Here is a 19,862-nt window from a genome sequence, read left to right on the forward strand (position 1 = left end):
CTAAATCCAGCCTCTGCCTAAGCGGCCTACCTCGTATTTCGATTCATGACATAGTACTGCAGCGCCGAAATAACCAGAATGACCAAACCGAGCAGTACGGCCATCGCCGACGCCATGCCGGCAATCGATTCCCCTTGGCCGAAGGCCAGCTGGCGGATGTACATCATCAGGACGTGCGTGCTCTGTCTCGGTCCCCCATCGGTCATCATTAACGGTTGGCCGAACACGTTGAACGCGCCTGCCGTCGTCATGACGAACGTATAGATCAGCGGGAAATTGATGGATGGCAGGGTAATGCTGAAAAATCTGCGCACGGATCCGGCTCCGTCGATCTCCGCCGCCTCGTACAATTCCTTGGAGACGCCTGCAATGGACGCGCGGTAAATAATCATGTTGCCACCGACGCCGCCCCATACCGTGATGACGAAAATAATGATCCACGCATAAGGCTGCGTCGCCGCCCAGGCCACCTGCGAATGGAATACGTTGCCGGTAATGCCCAGCTGTTTATTGAAAATAAGCAGCCAGATCAGAGCAGCCGCCGAAATGGAGATCAAGCCGGGAATATAGATGATCGACTGAATGACACCTTTCAGCTTGACCTTCTTGTGCTCGAGCGCGACGGCGACCAGCAAAGGAATAACGATGAGCAGCGGTACGCTGATCACGACGAACAGCAGTGTATTTTTCAGGCCGTTGAAAAATTGGGTGTGGAAGGTCGAGCTGCTGTCGAACAAAATCGTTTTATAGTTGGCCAGGCCGATCCATACCGGATCGTTCATCAGGTTCCACTGCGTAAACGAAGCATAGATCCCGTAAATCGTTGGGATCAGAATGAAGATAAGAAACAGAATCAGATGAGGGCCGACAAAGAAAAACGGTGCAAATAATTTCTTATTCATAGCCTTGTAATTTCTCCTTTTGGAGAAATAATGCGCCTGACGCTTTCGGTCCGGCACACTATTTCCTTCGTTCTGTATAGATTGAACTAAAGTTTTTGCATGAACCTCCTGTTAAAACGGCCCTCATACGGCCTTATAACATTCATTTCTTTAGTTCATTCTATCTGCTTAGCAAAAGGCCTACTTGGTCGCCTGCTTACTGCTGCTCTCTGCGATCTTATCCTCGACGAACTTCTGCATCGTCTGCAGCGTTTCGTCCAAGTCCACATTGCCCCGGACGATATCGGCACAGTACGTATCCACGGCTTCGGCTACGTACGGATAGTATTCGTAAGTGTAGATGTACAGCGATTTCGTTTCCTGCTCATTCGAGGTGAAGAAGGACTGCATGAACTGCTTGTACTCCGGACTTTCGTTCACCTGCTTACTTGCGACGATTTGTCCGGCTTTCGCCCATTCCAGGGAGTGCTCGCGCACGAATTCCAGGAAGGCGCCGATGCCCGCTTCTTTCTCGTCCGAGCGCTTGTCGTTCTTGAACATCGTGAACAAGTGGGAGGAAGCGCGGTTCGTGAACTTGTCCGCCGTCGGCGAGTATACGTTGGTTACGCCGAAATTCAGGCCGTCGACCTTGGCGTGGGCCGTCGAGCTCCAGGTTCCGTCCGTCGAGAACAGCACTTTGCCGGACTGGAACATCAAGTAGCCGTCTTCGCCGAACGGTGTCATGAGGCCGGCGTCGGCGATCTTTTTCACATTTTCAAAAGCCTGCTTCATCACCGGCGTATTGACGGCCGGCTTGCCGTTTTCCTGGATGTCTCCGCCCAGGTCCTGAACCTGTGCCAGAATGACCCAGCCCAGCAGCGCATCGTTGACGACATATTCGTCCGAAGCCAGTTTGCCTTTCAGGGACAGCATTTCGTCGATGGTCACGACATTGTCGTCGAGAATGGATTCCGCGTTATACTTCTTCAGCAAATCTTTGTTGTAGTACATGACGTTGCTGTGAATGTCGAGCGGAACCGTATATTGGGTGCCGTCGATGTTGCCTGTGGACCATGCTTGCGGCAGGTAATTCGCTTCCTTGATTTCCGGCTGCCCCTTGATCGCGCTTTCGATCGGTTCCAGCACGCCCTGCTTCGCGAAGCCGGGAACGCGGTCGGCATGGATAATGGCCAGGTCCGGAACGCCTTTGCCCGAGTTCAGCACGGTCGAAAGCTTGGTGTACATATCGGAAGTGATGACGTGCTTCACTTTGATGTCGGGATTCGTCGCGTTATATTCTTTGACGATCTCATCCATGTAGGCTCCGTCGTCGCCCGTCAGCGGCGTCCAGAACGTAATCGTCTTCTCGCTGCTGCTTCCGCATGCCGACAACAGCATGCTTGCCGCAAATATCATCAATAATGAAATAACAAAGCTCTTCTTCAAAACTTCCGCCCCCTAAATGGAATACTATATCTCGTATTTTTTTATTGTTCAGCGTACTTCTTTTGATTTGAAAAACTTGAAAGCTTGCAATTTCACACGAACCCTTTTCACTTGTACGTACATGTTGATGTACATCAAGGCCATGTTGGATATATGCCGCCATCGCCGCTGCGAGTCGTTTCGTGCCACAAAAAACATCTGCCGTTCCTCTTGGCACGATCTTTCCTTTGCCAAACGTCAAAGAGGAATCGGCAGATGCAGTCATGCGAGTCTATGATGTTATGGGTTACGTCCATGCCAATGAGTTATGAAGGCTGCTATGCCGGAACTCGCCTGCCAGCCGGGCAGCAAGGACCTGCCCTAATTAAGTTTTTTCAGCCGGATCACGTTCCAGGATGCCTTGGACAGGCGGGTGCTCACAAACCCGTCCTTCAATGCTGCACTGCCGCGCGAATGCGGTTTAACGTTCTCTTCTGCCGCCGTATTGACCGCTTTCAAATCGTCGTTCTCCAGAACGATATGCTCAGCAATCTGGTAGCCTTCAAAGCCTCTGACGTCGCATTCTACGTCGAGCGCCTCCTCCAAATGGCGATTCAGCGCAAAGATGGTCAGCTCTTCTTCCTCTTCGTTATATACGACCGCCGTCTCCAAATAAGGCACATCGGTATAATCCTGGGCGTCGTATTTCGGCGAATCCACGATCGGTTGCAGGGATACCCCGCGTCCGTAACGTGAAGCGTGCAGGTATGGATAGAAAATCGTCTGCTTCCATGAGCGCCCTCCGGTCTCGGTCATGATCGGCGCGATCACGTTGACCAGCTGCGCAAGGCAGGCCATCTTCACCCGGTCGGCATGCTTCAGGAAGGTGATGAGCATCCCGCCGACCAACAGCGCGTCTTCAAAGTTATAAACATCCTCCAGCTGCGGCGGACCGACGGTCCAGGGATCGATCTTCGTATCCGCATCGTTTGAATGGTACCAGACGTTCCACTCGTCGAAGCTCAGGTACATCGTCTTCTTGCTCCGCTTCTTCGCCTTCACGTAGTCGCAGGTGGAGATGACGGTGCGGATAAAATGGTCCATGTCCATCGTCCGCGCCAGGAAGTTTGCCGAATCGCCGTCCCGGTTACCGTAGTACTGGTGCAGCGATACGAAGTCGGCTACGTCATATGTATGATCCAGTGTAATGGCTTCCCATTCCGGGAATGTCGGCATTCCCGTGCTGGAGCTGCCGCATGATACCAGCTCGATATCGGGATCCACCAGCTTCATGGCCTTGCCGGTCTCATAAGCCAGGCGTCCGTACTCCTGCGGCGTCTTCTGGCCGATCTGCCAAGGTCCGTCCATTTCGTTGCCGAGGCACCAGGTCTTGACCTTATGGGGCTGATCATAGCCGTGGCTGCGCCGCAGATCGCTCCAGTAGCTTCCGCTTGGATGGTTGCAGTACTCGAGCAGGTTCCTTGCCGCATCCACGCCCCGCGTTCCCAGGTTGACCGCCATCATGACCTCGGAGCCGATCTCCTTGGCCCATGCCATGAACTCGTTCGTCCCGACTTCGTTTGGCTCAATGGTGCGCCAGGCCAGCTCCAGCCTTCTTGGACGCGACTCGCGCGGACCGACGCCATCTTCCCAATTGTAGCCGGACACAAAATTACCCCCGGGATAACGGATAATGGGCACGCCCAGCTCCTGGACCAGCTGCTTTACGTCCTCCCGGAAACCGAGGCTGTCCGTCTCGGGATGGGACGGGTCATATATGCCGCCGTATACGGCGCGGCCTAAATGCTCAATAAACGAGCCGTAGATGCGCTTATCCACTTCGGCGATCCGAAACGCCTTGTCCACGACCACCCTGGCCTTATTTGCTGCTGATGCCACTGATATCACCTTCCATTTTAGAAAATAATAAAATAATTTGAGATAAATTGAATGAATCCGTTTACAAGTATAAAATAACATAGATGAAGTATGCTGTAAATAAATAAATGTAAATCTATTTATATTTTTTTAAACCAAAATGAAATTTCTGTGTCCGGCGCTATGTATAAACTCTAATAAACCTTATAAAATCAAGGAAAATGCTAGTTTGTTTTACTTTAAAAATACCTAAAGATCCCTCTGTGATTTGTAGAATATGCTATGACTATTTCGTATATATCTACAAAAAAGGAATGCATGCTTTCATTAACGAAATAGTTAGTTTATAATTATTTAAAATAAAAGAACACCACCTCTACAATCGGAAGAAGGTATTCAATTCCATGATCTATATTAAAAATCTGATGAGCGGGATCGACATTTTTAAGGCCCTCAGCTCGGAAATCCGGATCCAAATTCTCGAACTGCTCGCGAAAAACCAGGCGCTGAACCTGAACGACCTGGCCACCCGGCTGAACCTCAGCAACGGTGCGATTACGATGCACATCAAAAAGCTGGAGGAAAGCGGTCTGATTGAGATCAATACCAGCGTCGGCAAACACGGCATTCAGAAGATTTGTTACTTGAATAAGGACAAACTGATGGTTGACCTGCGCAGCAGGGACGTCGAAAACCTGTATGAAGTTGAAATTCAAGTCGGCCATTACAGCAACTATCAGGCGGTTCCCACCTGCGGTTTGGCCACGAAGGACAGCATCGTCGGCGACTTTGACGACCCGCGCTATTTTGCGGATCCGCAGCGGATCGACGCCGAGATCATTTGGCTGGCGGAAGGGTTTCTGGAATACCGGATTCCGAATTATTTAAAGCCGAACCAGACGTTCCGCGAAATCCAGTTTTCCATGGAGCTCAGCTCGGAAGCACCGGGATATAACGATAACTACCCGTCGGACATTTATTTTCACTTAAACGGGATCGAAATCGGTTCCTGGACCAGTCCGGGGGACTTCGGGGATGCCCGCGGCACGTTTAACCCGGATTGGTGGCCGCCGCATCTGAACCAATATGGCATGCTGAAGCTGATCCGCATCAACAACGATGGCAGTTTCATCGACGGCTGCCGGATCTCCGACGTGACGCTGGACCAAATTCAGCTGGATTACAAGAGCGAGCTTACCTTCCGGCTCTCGGTCACCGAGCAGTCGGTCAACAAGCGCGGCCTAACCATCTATGGCAAAAATTTCGGCAACTACAGCCAGGATCTGCTCGCCCGCGTCCTGTATGATGTTAAGGAAGACTAATACTCGACTGATCTTGCCGTCTCTTCAATTTACGCGCTAACGCCGAATGTTTCGCATGAAATATGGATATCGTGTAAAATGTAATGAAGAGGAGTTGTGAACTATGTCCAATGACGAAATTATTTTGACCGCCGAAGGCCTTGCCCAACTGGAGGCTGAGCTTGAGGAATTGAAGACCGTCAAGCGCAAAGAGCTGGCCGCACGCATTAAGCTGGCGATCAGCTACGGCGACTTGAAGGAGAACAGCGAATATCACTCCGCCAAAGATGACCAAGCTTTTATGGAGACCCGCATTTTGCAGCTGGAGAAAATGCTGACCAAAGCCCGCATTGCTGATAAGGCAGACTCATCTGCTGTCAGTGTCGGCTCGTTCGTGAAACTGCACGATATCGAGTTCAAGGAAGATCTCGAGTACCGCGTGGTTGGTCCGGCGGAAGCGGACGTCTACCAGAACAAAATCTCGTATGAAAGCCCGCTGGGCAAAGAGCTGATCGGTAAAACGGTCGGGGACGTCGTTACCGTCGATGCACCGATGGGGCTGATCAAATACGAGGTGCTGGAGATCCGTTCTTCCTAAAAGACGGCTGCAGTTACCTAATAGGCCATACGTCTAAACAAGGACCGTTCCTGAATACAGGACGGTCCTTTGTTAAGAGATCAGAAAGTATAGGTTTCGGAGCCTCCGCTTCCGGATCTCGCAAGAAAAACTTCCGCTAAATGCGGTCTGCCTTCTGTGAAGATACGTCGATAGGCGTTTTTGTTATGAGATCAGAAAGAAAGTATAAGTTGATGTTTCGGAGCCTACTTCCGGATTTCACAAGTAAAACTTCCGCTAAATTATTACCGGACGGGCTTCAGCTCCGCTTCCGTGGACAGCTTGATCTTCTTCAGCCGCTTCATCACATCATTCTCGCCGCGGCCAAAGTAATCGTGCAGCAGGTTGTATTCCTGATACAGCTTCTCGTATACTTCAACGTTCTCCGGAATCGGCTTGAACGTCTCCTCCTTAACGCGCGCCATTTGCTGCGCCGCAGTCACGACATCGTCGTAGCCGCCGGCTTCCTTGCCTGCAGCCACCGCGGCGAAAATCGCAGCGCCGAGCGCTGGCGTCTGCTTGGAATCCGCCACGAAAATTTCGCGTTTGGTCACGTCGGCATAGATCTGCATCAGCAGGCGATTTTTCTGCGGCAGGCCGCCGCAGGCGTAGAGCGCATCCACATCGACACCGCTCTCCTGGAACGCGTCGACGATTTTCCGGGTGCCGAAAGCGGTCGCTTCAAGCAGGGCACGATATACTTCCTGCGGCTTTGTCAGCAGCGTCATGCCAAGGATCATCCCCGTCAGGTCGGTATCGACCAGAACAGAGCGGTTGCCGTTCCACCAGTCGAGCGCGAGCAGGCCCGATTGGCCCGGTTTGTAGGCGGAAGCTTCCCTTTCCAGCCATTGGTGAACACTCAGCCCTTCCTTCGCCGCGGCTTCTTTCACATAGGCAGGCAAGGACTCTTCCACGTACCATTCAAAAATATCCCCGACCGCCGACTGACCGGCTTCGTATCCAAAGAGCCCCGGAATGATGCCGTCCTCCACGACGCCGCACATGCCTTCGACTTCTTTTTCTTCCGTGCCGAGCACCATATGGCAGATCGACGTGCCCATCGCCATGACGAGCTTGCCCGGCGTCACGACGCCGACCGCCGGCACGGCCGCATGAGCGTCCACGTTGCCGGCCGCCACCGCAATGCCCGGCTTAAGGCCCATCATCTCCGCCATGAACGGCTGAAGTCCTCCCGCATTGCTTCCGAGCGGAATGACCTCGCCGCGCAGCTTCGTATCGGTCAGATGCTCCAGGCGCGGATCGAGCGCTTTGAAGTATTCCTTCGACGGATAACCGTCACGCTTATGCCAAATAGCCTTATAGCCCGCCGTACAGCTGTTGCGGACGATGTTGCCTGTCATCTGCGAGATGACCCAGTCCGTCGCTTCCAGAAACATGTTCGTCTTCTCATAGATGTCCGGCGCCTCGTCCAGGATTTGCCAAATTTTGGCGATCATCCACTCGGACGAAATTTTGCCGCCGTACCGGGCCAGAAACGCTTCGCCGCGCTCCTCGGCGATCCGGTTGATCTTGTCGGCTTCCGGCTGCGCCGCGTGATGCTTCCACAGCTTCACCCAGCTGTGCGGCTGGTCCGCCAGCTCGGCCTGGAAGCACAGAGGCTCGCCGGCATCGTCGACGGGCAGCATCGTACAGGCGGTAAAATCGATGCCGATACCGATGATATCCTCGGGATTGACGCCCGATTCACGAACGACGGCCGGCACGGAAGTTCTCAGCACCTCCAGGTAATCGTCCGGATGCTGCAGCGCCCAATCATATTCCAGCTTGATGCCTGATCCAGGGAGACGCTCGTCGATGACATGGTGCGGATACGGCGTCACATGGTCGGCGATTTCATGGCCGTTCGACAAATCCACCAGTACAGCACGTCCGGACTGGGTCCCATAATCCACTCCGATGGTATACTTTTTCCCCATTTTGGATTCCTCCGCGTTTTCAAAATTTATAAGTGCTGTATCACTTCTGCCCGTAGTAGGCGTTAACTCCATGCTTCCGCAAAAAGTGGCGGTCCAGCAGGCTCTGGTCCATCGGCGGCGTCTCCGGGTTCAGCTGAAGCATCCGGGCCGTAATCTTGGCCACTTCCTCGAGCACCACCGCATTGTGCACCGCATTATGCGCATCCTTGCCCCAGACGAACGGGGCATGCGCATGCACGAGAATCCCCGGCACCTCCAGCGGGTCCAATCCCAGCTCGTGGAAACGTTCCACGATGACGTTGCCGGTCTCCAGCTCGTAAGCGCCTTCAATCTCCACCTTCGTCATCGGTCTGGTGACCGGAATCTCACCGTAGAAATAGTCGGCATGCGTCGTCCCGCAAGCAGGCAGCGCCCGCCCGGCCTGGGCCCAGCTTGTGCCCCACGGGGAGTGGGTATGCACTACGCCGCCGATTTCCGGGAAGGAGCGGTACAGCACCATATGCGTCGGCGTATCGGACGACGGGCGCAAATTCCCTTCAACCACCCGGCCCTCCAGGTCAACGACGACCATGTCCTCCGCCTTCAGTTCTTCGTAAGGCACCCCGCTCGGCTTAATGACGAACAGCCCGCTCTCGCGGTCGATGCCGCTGACATTTCCCCAGGTAAACGTGACGAGCCCGTGTTTGGGCAGGTCCAAATTCGCTTCCAGCACCTGCTGTTTCAGTGCTTCCAGCATTGCAGACACTTCCTCTCCCACTATAGTTGTACGTACAAGTTGTATGATGAAAGTCCGTATAACCGGACTTTCATCTGCCTTTTTACACGTTAACGTTCAGGTTTACAACCGAGTCCCGCTCCACCAGCTCGGGTTCGTACAGGGTATCTCCGGGAGCCAATCCCTCTTCGATCATCGCGATCAGCTGGCTGGCCGCATCCCGGCCCATGGCCGTCTTGGGATGGGTCAGCGTCGTCAGCTTCGTTCCGGAAGCCGAGGCCAGCATCGAGTCGTCGAAGCCGACGAACGACACGTCCTCCGGCACTCGGAGTCCGAGCTGCAGCGCGGCCCCCATCAGGCTGACCGCCAGCTCGTCGTTGTAGCAGACGAATGCGGTCGGGCGTTCCTCCGCCGCTCCGCTCAGCAGCTGCAGCGCCTGCCGGAACGGCAGGTCGTTCTTCTGCTCGGTCGTATACGTGACGACCCGCTTCGGAGCTACGGCCACGCCGCGCGCTTTGTGGGCGGCCAGAAAGCCCTTCAACCGGTTGACGCCCTGCAGGTCGTCCCGCTTGAAGAATCCGGCGATCCGGCTATGCCCGTTCGCCAGCAGATGGTCGGCTGCCTTGTAGCCGCCCAGCTCATCGTCGACCCGAAGCAGCGGGCACTCGAGCTCCCGGTACTTCTCGTTGATCATCAGGTAAGGAATGCCCTTCTCCTGCAGCTCCAAATAATAGCCAAGGTTCGGATTGCCCTCCGCGCTCTTCGTCGGTTCGATGATCAGTCCGCTAAGCGGCTGGCTGGTCATCAGCTTCAGGCTCTCCATTTCCTTGTCCTTGTTATTGTCGGTGCTGGACAGCAGCAGCCGGTAGCCTCTGCTCCGCAGCTCGGCTTCCGCACCCCGTACGATATGCGGGAAGATGTAATCCGATATATAAGTCGTCATAATGCCGATCGTCTTGACCAGCTCGCTCTCGCGGCGTCCCGGAAACCGGGCGAAGGTGCCTTTGCCCTGGATCCGTTCAAGCCAGCCTTCCTTCTCCAGCTCACTGAACGTCTGGCGCACCGTCTGGCGGCTCAGGCCGAACTGTTCGGCAATTTCATTTTCAGAAGGAACCTGCTGCCCGGGCTTCAGCTTGCCCGATTCAAACCAGGACAGCAGCTCGTTCTTCAGTAGAATATATTTGGGAATCCGTCTGTTATTCATCATTCACCTCAGCGGCATGCTCTGTATTTCGGCCTTGCGGGCTGGATCTGCCGATTCATCCCGGAAGGCTTCGTTCTCTTTGAGTATTGTAACACAAGGCCGGGTGAACACAGACATCGGTCCGGTTATCTCAAGCGGTAAGCCGCCTCGCTCCAGCGGAGCTCGTTCTTCAGGCGCTGCACGGACGTATCTTTATCGATGACCACGGCTTCGATGCCGGCCATTTCGGCGAAGTCCGTCAGGTTCTCGGCCGTCATAGCATAAGACAACACCGTATGATGCGCGCCGCCGGCCAGGATCCAGGCTTCAGCCGATTCGCGGAGCGACGGCTGCGGCTTCCACAACACGCGGGCCACCGGAAGCTTCGGCATCGGCTTGTCGACCTTCACGCCGTCCACGACGTTCACAAGAAGGCGGAAGCGGTGTCCAAGGTCGACGAGGGAAGCGTTGACCGCCGGACCGTCCTGGCCGTCGAACACGATGCGGGCCGGATCCTCTTTTCCGCCGATGCCGAGCGGATGCACTTCAATCGTCGGCTTCGTGGCCGCGATCGTCGGACATACCTCGAGCATGTGCGCTCCGAGAATCATATGGTTGCCCGGCTCGAAATGGTACGTGTAATCCTCCATGAACGAGGTGCTCTTGTTGTTTGCAAGAACCTTAAGGACGCGGGTCAATGCAGCCGTCTTCCAGTCGCCTTCGCCGCCGAAGCCGTAACCGGATTCCATCAGCCGCTGCACGGCAAGACCCGGAAGCTGCCGGAGTCCGTGAAGATCTTCGAACGTCGTCGTGAAGGCCCCGAATCCGCCTTCCTCCAGGAAGCGGCGCATGGCGATTTCGATCCGCGCCTGATAAGCGATGGCGTCGCGCACCGGACCGGCAGACAAGCCCGCCTGTGTAATGCTGTACTGCTCTGCATACTCTTTCAGGAGCGTCTCTACTTCGCTGTCCTGCACTTCGTTCAGCACCTGGACCAAATCACCGACGCCGTAGCCGTTGACCGACCAGCCGAACTGAATTTGCGCTTCAACCTTGTCGCCTTCCGTAACGGCTACTTCGCGCATGTTGTCGCCAAAGCGCGCTACCTTCAGGCTGCGGCTCTCCGCGAAGGCTGCCGCCGTGCGCATCCACCCGCCGATACTGCGGCGCACGTCTCCGTCTTCCCAGTGGCCGACGACCACCTTGCGGGCGATGCCAAGTCTGGCTCCAATATGACCGTACTCGCGGTCGCCATGGGCAGCCTGGTTAAGGTTCATAAAGTCCATGTCGATCGTTTCCCAAGGGATGTCGCGGTTAAACTGTGTATGCAGATGAAGCAGCGGCTTCTGGAGCTGCGTCAGGCCGCGGATCCACATTTTCGCCGGGGAGAACGTATGCATCCACGTGATAATGCCGGCGCAGGATTCGTCACTGTTCGCCTCAACGATCAGCTGGTAAATCTCGTCGGACGTCTTCACGATCGGTTTAAAAACGACCGGATACGGAATCGCAGCGGTATCCTGCCCGAGCTGCTCCGCGATGATCCGGGAATGATCGGCTACCTGTTCCAGCGTTTCGGGTCCGTATAAGTGCTGGCTGCCGGTTACAAACCAAAATGAATGCGGTTTCAATTTCATCATTATAGCCTCCCATGTTTCGGTTTCGTCCACTTGCTGTGCGTAAACTGATATTTTTACTTGTACATACTTATATATAGTAATGCACAGTTTATCAGAACATGTACGTACAAGTTGTATGGGTACATTGTATCCCTGCCATGTGAAAAAGGCAAGAACAATTTTGCCTGATTTGTGCTGTTGACTTGGTAGGAAAAAAGGAGCATAATCGGTTTGAAAATAAGTTAGTAAGTACTTACTTTTGAATTTTTTGCTGCTGGGATATCTCTTATCGGCTGGCGGGCGAACCTGGCGGCAATCCACGCAGGCCTTCCCCACCTTGGGCTTTGCGTATGAATGGATAACCCGAAGACGACAATAACCACATCTAAGAAAAGGAGCAATGCATCATGAATTTCAAACATATTACGGTTGCCGGCAGCGGCGTGCTGGGCAGCCAAATTGCTTTTCAGACCGCCTTCAAGGGCTTTGAAGTCACCGTATACGACATTAACGATGAGGCACTGGAACGGGCCAAAAGCCGGATCCACGATCTGATGCCCCATTATCAGAGCGATCTTGGCGCCTCGGAGGAAGAACTTGCCGCGGCTTTTAGCCGGCTCTCCTTCAACAGCGACCTGGCCCAAGCGGTTGCACAGGCCGATCTGGTGATCGAAGCGATCCCCGAAGTGGTGCAGATCAAAACCGATTTTTACCATGAGCTGAGCAAGGTGGCCCCGGAACGGACCGTATTTGCCACGAACTCTTCCACCCTGCTGCCGAGCCAGTTCGCCGAAGCAACCGGGCGGCCGGAGAAGTTTTTGGCGCTCCATTTTGCCAATGAAATCTGGAAAAACAACACCGGCGAAATCATGAAGCATCCCGGCACGGACACGACCGTGTTCAACGACGTCATCGAATTCGCCAAAGCGATCGGCATGGTGGCCCTGCCGCTGCATAAGGAGCAGCCCGGCTACATCCTGAACTCCCTGCTGGTCCCGCTGCTGGAAGCCGCTCAGCTGCTGCTGGTCAAAGAAGTGGCCGACCCGGAAACGATCGACAAAACATGGATGGTGGCAACCGGCGCTCCGATGGGACCGTTCGCCATTCTGGACGTGGTGGGCATCAACACCGCCTACAATATCGGCCTGGCCAAAGCCAAGGCGACCGGCGACCCGGAATTCGAAAAGATCGCGAATCTCCTGAAATCCGAATACCTCGATAAAGGCAAGATTGGCCGCGCCGCCGGCGAGGGCTTCTACAAATATCCGAATCCGAGCTTTGCAGAGCCTGGATTTTTAAAAAGTTAACCTGATATAATCGTCTAAACAGGCATACAAAAAGACCAGCTTACATGCTGGTCTTCTTTGTCACTTCTATTATAATTTTATATACACGGACACCCTTTTCACGAAACTGAAGGAGATCGATATGAACAAAGGCGAACAGACCAAGCAGCGGATCATCCAGCAGGCAAGAACGCTTTTCTCTACATCCGGCTATGACGCCACGAAGACGAGTGAAATCGCCAAAGCCTGCGGCATTTCCGAAGCGGCCATGTATAAATATTTCAACAGTAAAATGGAGCTGCTCAAAGCGTGCGTTGTTACGGCCGAGCCCGATGAAGAAACTACGGCGCACACAGATTTGAGCCAGAGCACGAACGAAGAGCTGATCGAGCGTTATGTGAATAAACGGATCACGATGATCGAGCGCAACCATGAGCAGTACAGCATTCTTTTTGCCGAGTCCTCGCGTTACCCCGAGCTTTCCCAATACTTTGACCAATCCTTGTACCGGCAAAGCGCCGAAATCAAAGAGATCAAGCGTCGGATCGAGGAAGGGAGCATGAACGGGATCCAAGAAATTTTCACTCTGGAGCTGGGTCTGACGGCTGGCATTTGCTCCATTCTCCAGCATGACCAAATGAATCATGGCGCACTGCTGCAGAACCTTTCCGAGTTCCGGAGCGAAATGACCCGGTTTATGAAATACGGTTTGATCGGCAGGCCATGACTTTTTATTAAAAAGCGGTTATTTAAAATGTGCTCAGCCGCGACCGGCCGAAGTCAGCCGCACCCCTATATTCCAGGGATCCCTGACGAGAAAGGCGCCTTCTTCCTGCTCTTCCGCAGCCATTCCCGCTTCACGGACCCGCTGGACGAGCTCCTCCACCTCACGCGCCCCCGGCAGCACGATCGTCATATAATCGATGCCGGTGCCATTGGCCGGTACCGGCGGCGCTCCGACGCCGGCCCAAATATTCAGGCCGACATGGTGATGGTAACCTCCGGCCGAGATGAACAGTGCACGCATCCGCGCATAATCGCCGACCACGTCAAACCCCAGTATATCGCAGTAGAAACGCTTCGCTTCGGGCAGGCTTCCGACATGGAAGTGAACATGCCCGATCACCGTGCCCACAGGCAGCCCCTGCCATTCCAGCCCGGCCGACTGCTCCAGCAGGCCGCGAATGTCCACCGCTTCGGTGACCATAATGTAATTCCCGTTCGGCTCCTTGCGCCACGTATCTCTTGGACGGTCTGCATAGACCTCGATCCCGTTCTGATCCGGATCGCTTAAATAGATCGCTTCACTGACCGCGTGGTCCCCTTGGCCAAACGGCGTGTCGGTCTGGATGAAATGGCGGACGACCGTTCCGAGATGTTCCCGGCTCGGCAGCAGGATCGCAAAATGGTACAGTCCCGCATGCGAACGCTCCGGCACGATGACGGCGTCCTCCAGCTCCTCGAGGATCAGAATCGGGCTTGCGGATCCCCTTGGTCCCAGCTCCGCCGTACTCCCCTCTCTTTTCAACACTTCCAGTCCGATAATTTCTGTATAAAAGGCGATGGAACGGTCCATCCGGCTGATCTTGATTTTAACCGGTCCAAGCTTCATTTCAGGATGCATGTCGGCACTCCCCTAACTTTTTATTTAATTACTTTTTGTAAGTAAGTATATTTTTATAATGAGTTTTTGTCAAGCAGAAGCTTTGCAGCGAGGATCGGAAGACCGGTAGTTGAACATTTTAGAAGAAACCATCCGGCTCCCTATCCGTATACATTAGAAATATGGCATGACAAGGAGGAATCGAGATGAAGTGTCCGATATGTGAAGACTCCCGCATGAAGGAAGTGGAGAAAGACGGGATTCTGATCGACATTTGCCCGACATGCAAAGGCGTGTGGCTGGACCGCGGAGAGTTGGACAAGCTGATGTCCGACGTGCGTGAAGTCCGCGGAGACTATAATGAATGGTATTACGGAGATGCTGACCGAAACCAGAGGCCAAGGGACAGCTACCCTTCAGGCCAGCCCTATCCACCGCAGCAGCAGTCCTATGACAAATATGACAAGCATGGCCATTCCTCTTACCCGCATCATAAGAAAAAGAAAAAAAGCGTGCTCGACGTGTTCGGGGACTTGTTCGATTAACACCCGCACAGCAAAAACCCCTGGCTCCGTATCGGAGCCGGGGCTTTCGTTATGTTCTGCCTCTTATTCGTCTTCTTTGAAAACTGGACGAAGCCGGATGGAAAACTTGAATTCCCGCTCATCGAGCCGGTACTTCTCCAGCAGCTCTGGACCGCAGGAATTGGAACCGACGCCGCTCATTTTGTAGTCAAGATGAACGATCGTCTCCTTCCGCTTGACCAGCTGGTGCAGGTGGGCGGCTTCCTCCAGGTCTTCCGGTGAGTAATGGGAGGCGTTAAACGAAAACGGCGCATTTCCGTGGAAAGCAAGCCCCATGCCCCGTTCGCTGGTCACCGTCGCCCACTCCGTCCCGTAGCGGGAGCCGTTCTCCTGCGGCATAATGTACGGCTCGAACATGTCGTCGACGCGGAGAAGGTATTTGCCGACCCGTACGCTTTGGCGCTTGTCGACATAGCTCGCATGCGGACCCAGACCGAAATACTCAACCTCCTCGGTGCCGGCCGGCATGACGGCCTTCAGCCCGAAGCGGGGCAGAAACGGTAGCCCCTCCCGAAGTTTGACGCTCGTGGCCAGCGCGATCTCTCCGGAACCGTCCACCCGCCATACGGCCTGTCCATGAAGGACAGGATGCTTCATGTAGCCGCCGAGCGAAAAATTCACGGTCAGCTCGATCGCATCGTCTTGCGGCTCGCTGACCCGGACCTGGTATACTTTCGTGCCTGCCCGGTGATAACCCGCATCTTTCCATTGACGCTGGACGTTGCGGTCATTGTCCGTCGGCGCCCGCCAGATGCTAAAGGATAGCGGCGCTGCGAGCATATCCACCCCCTGCTTCGAGATGCGGACGAAGGTTCCCAGGTTCCGGTCGAACACGTGGCGGAAATCCATCCCCGTCACGATCAGCTGCGCGCCGTCCTCCGCGACATGCACGGGACGTGCGCGCAGAGCCGTCAGCCACCCTTGCTCCGGCTGGACTGCAGAATCCTCCGCCGCCATCTCAAACTGGGCGAACGCGATTTCCTCCCCACGGTCGGCCCATTCCGTGGATTCACAGAGCGAGGCGGTGAGCGTCAGGAAGCAGCGGCCGTCTGGAAAAGCTTTTTGGAACGGAATGATGACCGTCACGCTCTCCTGCGGACCCGCCTGGATCGTCCCGAGGCTTCCCTGCTCCACGATTTCTCCGCAGCGCTCCAGCTTCCAGTCGAAGGTCAGATGCGACAGGTCCGAAAAATCGTAAAGATTCGTAATGATCAGCGTGCCGCGGGACAAATCCTCGGCTTCCATGCGAACCGGCGCAATGACCTGCTTGAGCTCCAGCAGTCCGGCATGCGGAACCCGGTCCGGCGACACGAGGCCGTCGATACAGAAGTTGCCGTCGTTCGGATGGTCCCCGAAGTCCCCGCCGTATCCGAAATATTCGCGTCCGTCAGGCGTCTTGGTGCGGATACCGTGGTCATTCCATTCCCACACGCAGCCGCCCATTAAATTCGGGTACGCGTAGAACAAATCCCAATACTCTTTCAGATCGCCGGGCCCGTTGCCCATGGCATGGCTGTATTCGCACAGGAACAGCGGCTTCGCGTGATCCGGATTTTGTCCGTAGCTCTCGACGTATTCCAGCGTCGGATACATTTCGCTTTCGATGTCGAGCGCCTCGGTATCGGCATCGCCGTGGTAACGCCGGGAGGCACCTTCATAATGGACAAGCCTGCTGGCATCCCGGCTGCGGGTCCATTCGGCCATGGCGATATGATTGCGCCCGTATCCCGATTCGTTGCCCATGGACCAGATGATGACGGAAGGATGGTTTTTGTCGCGCTCCACCAGCCGGATGGCCCGGTCCACAAACGCCTTTTCCCAATCAGGATCTCGGGTCAGCTGATGGAAATCGCCGGATACGGCCAGCCCGTGGCACTCCAGATCAGCCTCGTCGACCACATAGAAGCCCATCCGGTCGCACAGTTCCAAAAACCGCGGGTCGTTCGGATAGTGGGAGGTCCGGACCGTATTGACGTTATGCCGCTTCATCAGCTTCAAGTCCCGGATCATGTGGTTCAGCGGCACCGTCTGTCCCAAATCTGGGTGGGAGTCGTGACGGTTCACGCCCTTCAGCTTGACAGCTTGGCCGTTGATCCGGAATACGCTGTCAACGATGTCAATCCGGCGGAATCCGACCGGAAAACGTAGCACTTCCCTTCCGTCCTGCACAAACAGCTCATACAGATATGGCTGTTCCGCGTTCCACAGCACTGGATTTTCGATGTCCAGCGTGATGACGCTCCGCCCGTCTGCCCGCACTGCCCCTTTGGCGACGGTCGTCCCTTCCGCATCCTGCAGCAGCGCCAGCGCATCCAGGGGGCCGGTCGTCTCCAGCTCACACAGAAGCTTCGCTGAGGAGTGATCCGGTGAAATGTCCTGTTTGATAAATACGTCGCGGACGTGGGCCTCATCCCGGGCTAGAAGGTATACATCCCGGAAAATCCCGGAGAAACGCCAGAGGTCCTGGTCTTCCAAATAAGTGCCGTCGCACCATTTCAGTACCATGACGGCGATGCGGTTCGTACCCGGCCGGATCAGTCCGGAAACGTTAAACTCGGCCGGAATCCGGCTGCCTTGGCTGTATCCGGCGAACTGCCCGTTGATCCACAGGTAGAAGCAGGAATTGACCCCTTCGAACATGGTATAGACCTGCTTGCCCGTCCAGTCTTCGCGCACCGTAAACTCTCTGACGTAGAGCCCCGCCGGATTCGCATCCGGGACATATGGCGGATCTACCGGGATCGGATAATTGACATTCGTATAATGGAGCTGGTCGTAGCCTTCGGTCTGCCAGCATGACGGGACGACAAGCTCATCCCATGATGAGGCATCGAAAGCGTCTTCATAAAACGGATCCGTCACGTCCTGGACACTTTCGTGGCACCTGAATTTCCAGGCCCCATTCAAGGTTTGGAACAAAGGGGATCTCGAGCGCTTGCCGGAACGCGCCGAAGCGGCGTCGCCATAAGGAATGTAATAGGATCTCGGCTCTTCGCGGTGAATATGAAGGATGCTTGTGTCTTCCCAAACCCGGTCAAGCTTTATCATTCGGATCATCTCCTTAATTTACGGTTAACGTATCGCCAAAAACAGTTCAAGCTGTATTCGCTGCCTGTAGCCAGGCAGCCGTCCTACGGTTATATATCGATAATGCAATATCGTTAGTTCAATGAATCCGCTGCTGCGCATCAAGTGCGGATATGGGACAGTACGGCCGCCTGCTTCCGGCCGGTGATAAGCCGCTCCCCGTCCGTAAAGCCTTCCTCCCGCCCTTCCAGCTCACGGATGAGAATAGAACGCCAATGATTGATCCGTTCCCGGCAGGCTTCGTCGGAAATGGCGTTGTGCAGCTCCATGGGGTCTTCCGCCAGGTTAAAAAACTGCTCTTCGCCAGTTTGCGGATACCAGATGAACTTCTCGGTCCCGTCCGTGACCCATTGGGTAGACTGATGACCGTACGCATGCTCCCCATGCAGATGGCTCCGCCATACCGGCGATGCTGTATTCGCTTCGTTCCTGGCCGCTGCCAGCCTCCAGATGCTGTCCCCTTCCACGCTTTCCGGGATCTGAACCCCGGCTGCATCAAGCAGCGACGGCATGATGTCACGCAGCTCCACGACCTCATCGGCCACAGTGCCCCGCTTGAGATGGAGCCGGCCGCCAGGGTCGTTCACGATCAACGGCAAGTGGGCACTTCCTTCATAGGGCAGCGCCTTCCGGAACAAGTGATGGTCGCCAAGCAGCTCCCCATGATCCGAGGTAAACATGATCACCGTGTTATGGAGTTCTCCGTACTCGTTCAGCGCCTGCAGGAACCGGCCGATTTGGTGGTCCAGATGGGTGATCAGTGCATAATAAGCGGCCATCGCCCGGCGCAGCCTTCGTTTGGGGACGAGCCCCTTGCCCGTTGTCGGCGCCAAACCTTCCAGGGCGGGGTCATCCCCCTGCGCCCAGTCTCCGACCGGCGGATCCGGAATATCCGCATCTTCGTACAGGTCCAGATACGCCTGCGGCGGATCGAACGGCGGATGCGGACGGACGAAGGACATCCATAGAAAGAACGGCTTGCCCGGGTCTCTGCGGCGCAGAAAGTCGATCGACTGGGTCACGACCCAGTTTGTCGGATGCTTCATTTCGTCCAAATGCCACGGACGTGCGACGGTCGATGCGTTGCAGTCCAGGCCCGTGTCGATCAGATCGGCGCCGGGCACCCTTTCCCGGAGCCACTGCAGGTAATCGTCCACCTGATCGTAATGCTCCTGCATCGGGATGCCGTGAAAATTGCGGTTGTGATGCAGGTAGCCGTCATGCAGCACCACGTTGTGAAAGCCCATCAGGTTTCGGGCGGGATACACATGCATTTTACCGATGCACTGCGTATGGTATCCCGCTTTGGCCAGCTCCCCTGGCAGCGTGACCGGATCATTCCACGGTACCCGGTCCTGATACCCAACGCGTCCGTGCGTCCGCTGAGACTGGCCCGTAAAGATGGCCGCCCGCGCCGGCACGCAGGTCGGGGTTGCCGAATAGGCGCGGCTGAACCTCACGCCGGTCCGGGCAAGCTCGTCCAGATTCGGCGTTTCCACGACGGGGTGGCCGGCGATGCTGAGGCAGTCGAATCGCATCTGGTCCACGGTAATCAACAGCACGTTGGGCCTGCCTTGCTCTTCGTTCCTATTCATCGGCTCTCCTCCTTGAATCCAGCGGATATGATCGATAGCCCTGAGAGAATCCTTGAAAATGCCTGTTCCCCCTTATTAAACCCTTCACGTGATGAAAAGTAAATGAAATTATTCGTTTTTTCGTGCAGATTACCCCGATGGGAAAACGATGA

Annotated in this window: 15 protein-coding genes; 5 read left to right on the forward strand and 10 right to left on the reverse strand. The window is 55.2% G+C overall.

Going from position 1 to position 19,862, the window contains the following annotated elements; translation table 11 throughout:
- Positions 1–26: 26 nt before the first annotated feature.
- The 3 genes from GCU45_RS09940 to GCU45_RS09950 form a co-directional block, all read right to left on the reverse strand.
- Positions 27–902, reverse strand: coding sequence for a carbohydrate ABC transporter permease (locus GCU45_RS09940; protein WP_152398807.1), 876 nt, complete (start codon positions 900–902; stop codon positions 27–29).
- A gap of 180 nt (positions 903–1,082) precedes the next feature.
- On the reverse strand, positions 1,083–2,297 hold the full coding sequence (locus GCU45_RS09945; protein WP_116234241.1) for an extracellular solute-binding protein: 1,215 nt from the start codon (positions 2,295–2,297) through the stop codon (positions 1,083–1,085).
- A gap of 390 nt (positions 2,298–2,687) precedes the next feature.
- Positions 2,688–4,286: an arabinosylfuranosidase ArfA gene (locus GCU45_RS09950; RefSeq protein ID WP_152398808.1), complete on the reverse strand. Its 1,599-nt coding sequence runs from the start codon at positions 4,284–4,286 to the stop codon at positions 2,688–2,690.
- A gap of 302 nt (positions 4,287–4,588) precedes the next feature.
- Between GCU45_RS09950 and GCU45_RS09955 the strand changes: the two genes are divergently transcribed.
- Both GCU45_RS09955 and greA read left to right on the forward strand, forming a co-directional pair.
- Positions 4,589–5,506 carry an ArsR/SmtB family transcription factor gene (locus GCU45_RS09955; RefSeq protein ID WP_076173556.1) on the forward strand — a complete coding sequence of 306 codons (918 nt, stop codon included), beginning with the start codon at positions 4,589–4,591 and terminating at the stop codon, positions 5,504–5,506.
- A 103-nt stretch (positions 5,507–5,609) separates the two neighbouring features.
- Positions 5,610–6,083 carry a transcription elongation factor GreA gene (gene greA, locus GCU45_RS09960; protein ID WP_105444972.1) on the forward strand — a complete coding sequence of 158 codons (474 nt, stop codon included), beginning with the start codon at positions 5,610–5,612 and terminating at the stop codon, positions 6,081–6,083.
- Between the two features lie 263 nt (positions 6,084–6,346).
- Here the strand turns inward: greA and GCU45_RS09965 are convergent, their stop codons facing one another.
- The 4 genes from GCU45_RS09965 to araA form a co-directional block, all read right to left on the reverse strand.
- A complete protein-coding gene (locus GCU45_RS09965) occupies positions 6,347–8,038 on the reverse strand; it encodes a ribulokinase (protein ID WP_152398809.1) in 1,692 nt (563 codons plus the stop codon).
- A gap of 40 nt (positions 8,039–8,078) precedes the next feature.
- Positions 8,079–8,774: an L-ribulose-5-phosphate 4-epimerase gene (araD, locus tag GCU45_RS09970; protein WP_105444971.1), complete on the reverse strand. Its 696-nt coding sequence runs from the start codon at positions 8,772–8,774 to the stop codon at positions 8,079–8,081.
- Positions 8,775–8,856: 82 nt separating this feature from the next.
- On the reverse strand, positions 8,857–9,957 hold the full coding sequence (locus tag GCU45_RS09975) for a GntR family transcriptional regulator (RefSeq protein WP_208837140.1): 1,101 nt from the start codon (positions 9,955–9,957) through the stop codon (positions 8,857–8,859).
- Positions 9,958–10,082: 125 nt separating this feature from the next.
- Complete coding sequence (gene araA / locus GCU45_RS09980; RefSeq protein ID WP_208837112.1) at positions 10,083–11,576, reverse strand: L-arabinose isomerase; 1,494 nt, start codon at positions 11,574–11,576, stop codon at positions 10,083–10,085.
- A 386-nt stretch (positions 11,577–11,962) separates the two neighbouring features.
- Between araA and GCU45_RS09985 the strand changes: the two genes are divergently transcribed.
- On the forward strand, positions 11,963–12,862 hold the full coding sequence (locus tag GCU45_RS09985; protein ID WP_152398811.1) for a 3-hydroxyacyl-CoA dehydrogenase: 900 nt from the start codon (positions 11,963–11,965) through the stop codon (positions 12,860–12,862).
- Positions 12,863–12,983: 121 nt separating this feature from the next.
- On the forward strand, positions 12,984–13,568 hold the full coding sequence (locus GCU45_RS09990) for a TetR/AcrR family transcriptional regulator (RefSeq protein WP_152398812.1): 585 nt from the start codon (positions 12,984–12,986) through the stop codon (positions 13,566–13,568).
- 33 nt (positions 13,569–13,601) lie between these two features.
- Here the strand turns inward: GCU45_RS09990 and GCU45_RS09995 are convergent, their stop codons facing one another.
- Positions 13,602–14,465, reverse strand: a complete 864-nt coding sequence (locus tag GCU45_RS09995) for a VOC family protein (protein WP_152398813.1) — start codon at positions 14,463–14,465, stop codon at positions 13,602–13,604.
- Positions 14,466–14,650: 185 nt separating this feature from the next.
- Between GCU45_RS09995 and GCU45_RS10000 the strand changes: the two genes are divergently transcribed.
- Positions 14,651–14,989 (forward strand): TFIIB-type zinc ribbon-containing protein, encoded by a 339-nt coding sequence (locus GCU45_RS10000; protein WP_076173548.1) that lies wholly within the window; start codon positions 14,651–14,653, stop codon positions 14,987–14,989.
- A 63-nt stretch (positions 14,990–15,052) separates the two neighbouring features.
- On the opposite strand, the gene GCU45_RS10005 is transcribed toward GCU45_RS10000, so the two are convergent.
- Both GCU45_RS10005 and GCU45_RS10010 read right to left on the reverse strand, forming a co-directional pair.
- Complete coding sequence (locus GCU45_RS10005; protein WP_152398814.1) at positions 15,053–18,076, reverse strand: glycoside hydrolase family 2 TIM barrel-domain containing protein; 3,024 nt, start codon at positions 18,074–18,076, stop codon at positions 15,053–15,055.
- Positions 18,077–18,216: 140 nt separating this feature from the next.
- Positions 18,217–19,710 carry an arylsulfatase gene (locus GCU45_RS10010; protein ID WP_152398815.1) on the reverse strand — a complete coding sequence of 498 codons (1,494 nt, stop codon included), beginning with the start codon at positions 19,708–19,710 and terminating at the stop codon, positions 18,217–18,219.
- Positions 19,711–19,862: the final 152 nt, after the last annotated feature.

The sequence above is a fragment of the Paenibacillus cellulositrophicus genome (assembly GCF_009363095.1).
Lineage (GTDB): Bacteria > Bacillota > Bacilli > Paenibacillales > Paenibacillaceae > Paenibacillus_AQ > Paenibacillus_AQ favisporus.

What these genes read in the sequence shown, in the direction of transcription:
- GCU45_RS09940 (WP_152398807.1), bottom strand. Translation starts at nt 902, where the DNA reads ATGAATAAGAAATTATTTGCACCGTTTTTCTTTGTCGGCCCTCATCTG.
- GCU45_RS09945 (WP_116234241.1), bottom strand. Translation starts at nt 2,297, where the DNA reads ATGATATTTGCGGCAAGCATGCTGTTGTCGGCATGCGGAAGCAGCAGC.
- GCU45_RS09950 (WP_152398808.1), bottom strand. Translation starts at nt 4,286, where the DNA reads ATGTTATTTTATACTTGTAAACGGATTCATTCAATTTATCTCAAATTA.
- GCU45_RS09955 (WP_076173556.1), top strand. Translation starts at nt 4,589, where the DNA reads ATGATCTATATTAAAAATCTGATGAGCGGGATCGACATTTTTAAGGCC.
- greA (WP_105444972.1), top strand. Translation starts at nt 5,610, where the DNA reads ATGTCCAATGACGAAATTATTTTGACCGCCGAAGGCCTTGCCCAACTG.
- GCU45_RS09965 (WP_152398809.1), bottom strand. Translation starts at nt 8,038, where the DNA reads ATGGGGAAAAAGTATACCATCGGAGTGGATTATGGGACCCAGTCCGGA.
- araD (WP_105444971.1), bottom strand. Translation starts at nt 8,774, where the DNA reads ATGCTGGAAGCACTGAAACAGCAGGTGCTGGAAGCGAATTTGGACCTG.
- GCU45_RS09975 (WP_208837140.1), bottom strand. Translation starts at nt 9,957, where the DNA reads ATGAATAACAGACGGATTCCCAAATATATTCTACTGAAGAACGAGCTG.
- araA (WP_208837112.1), bottom strand. Translation starts at nt 11,576, where the DNA reads ATGATGAAATTGAAACCGCATTCATTTTGGTTTGTAACCGGCAGCCAG.
- GCU45_RS09985 (WP_152398811.1), top strand. Translation starts at nt 11,963, where the DNA reads ATGAATTTCAAACATATTACGGTTGCCGGCAGCGGCGTGCTGGGCAGC.
- GCU45_RS09990 (WP_152398812.1), top strand. Translation starts at nt 12,984, where the DNA reads ATGAACAAAGGCGAACAGACCAAGCAGCGGATCATCCAGCAGGCAAGA.
- GCU45_RS09995 (WP_152398813.1), bottom strand. Translation starts at nt 14,465, where the DNA reads ATGCATCCTGAAATGAAGCTTGGACCGGTTAAAATCAAGATCAGCCGG.
- GCU45_RS10000 (WP_076173548.1), top strand. Translation starts at nt 14,651, where the DNA reads ATGAAGTGTCCGATATGTGAAGACTCCCGCATGAAGGAAGTGGAGAAA.
- GCU45_RS10005 (WP_152398814.1), bottom strand. Translation starts at nt 18,076, where the DNA reads ATGATAAAGCTTGACCGGGTTTGGGAAGACACAAGCATCCTTCATATT.
- GCU45_RS10010 (WP_152398815.1), bottom strand. Translation starts at nt 19,710, where the DNA reads ATGAATAGGAACGAAGAGCAAGGCAGGCCCAACGTGCTGTTGATTACC.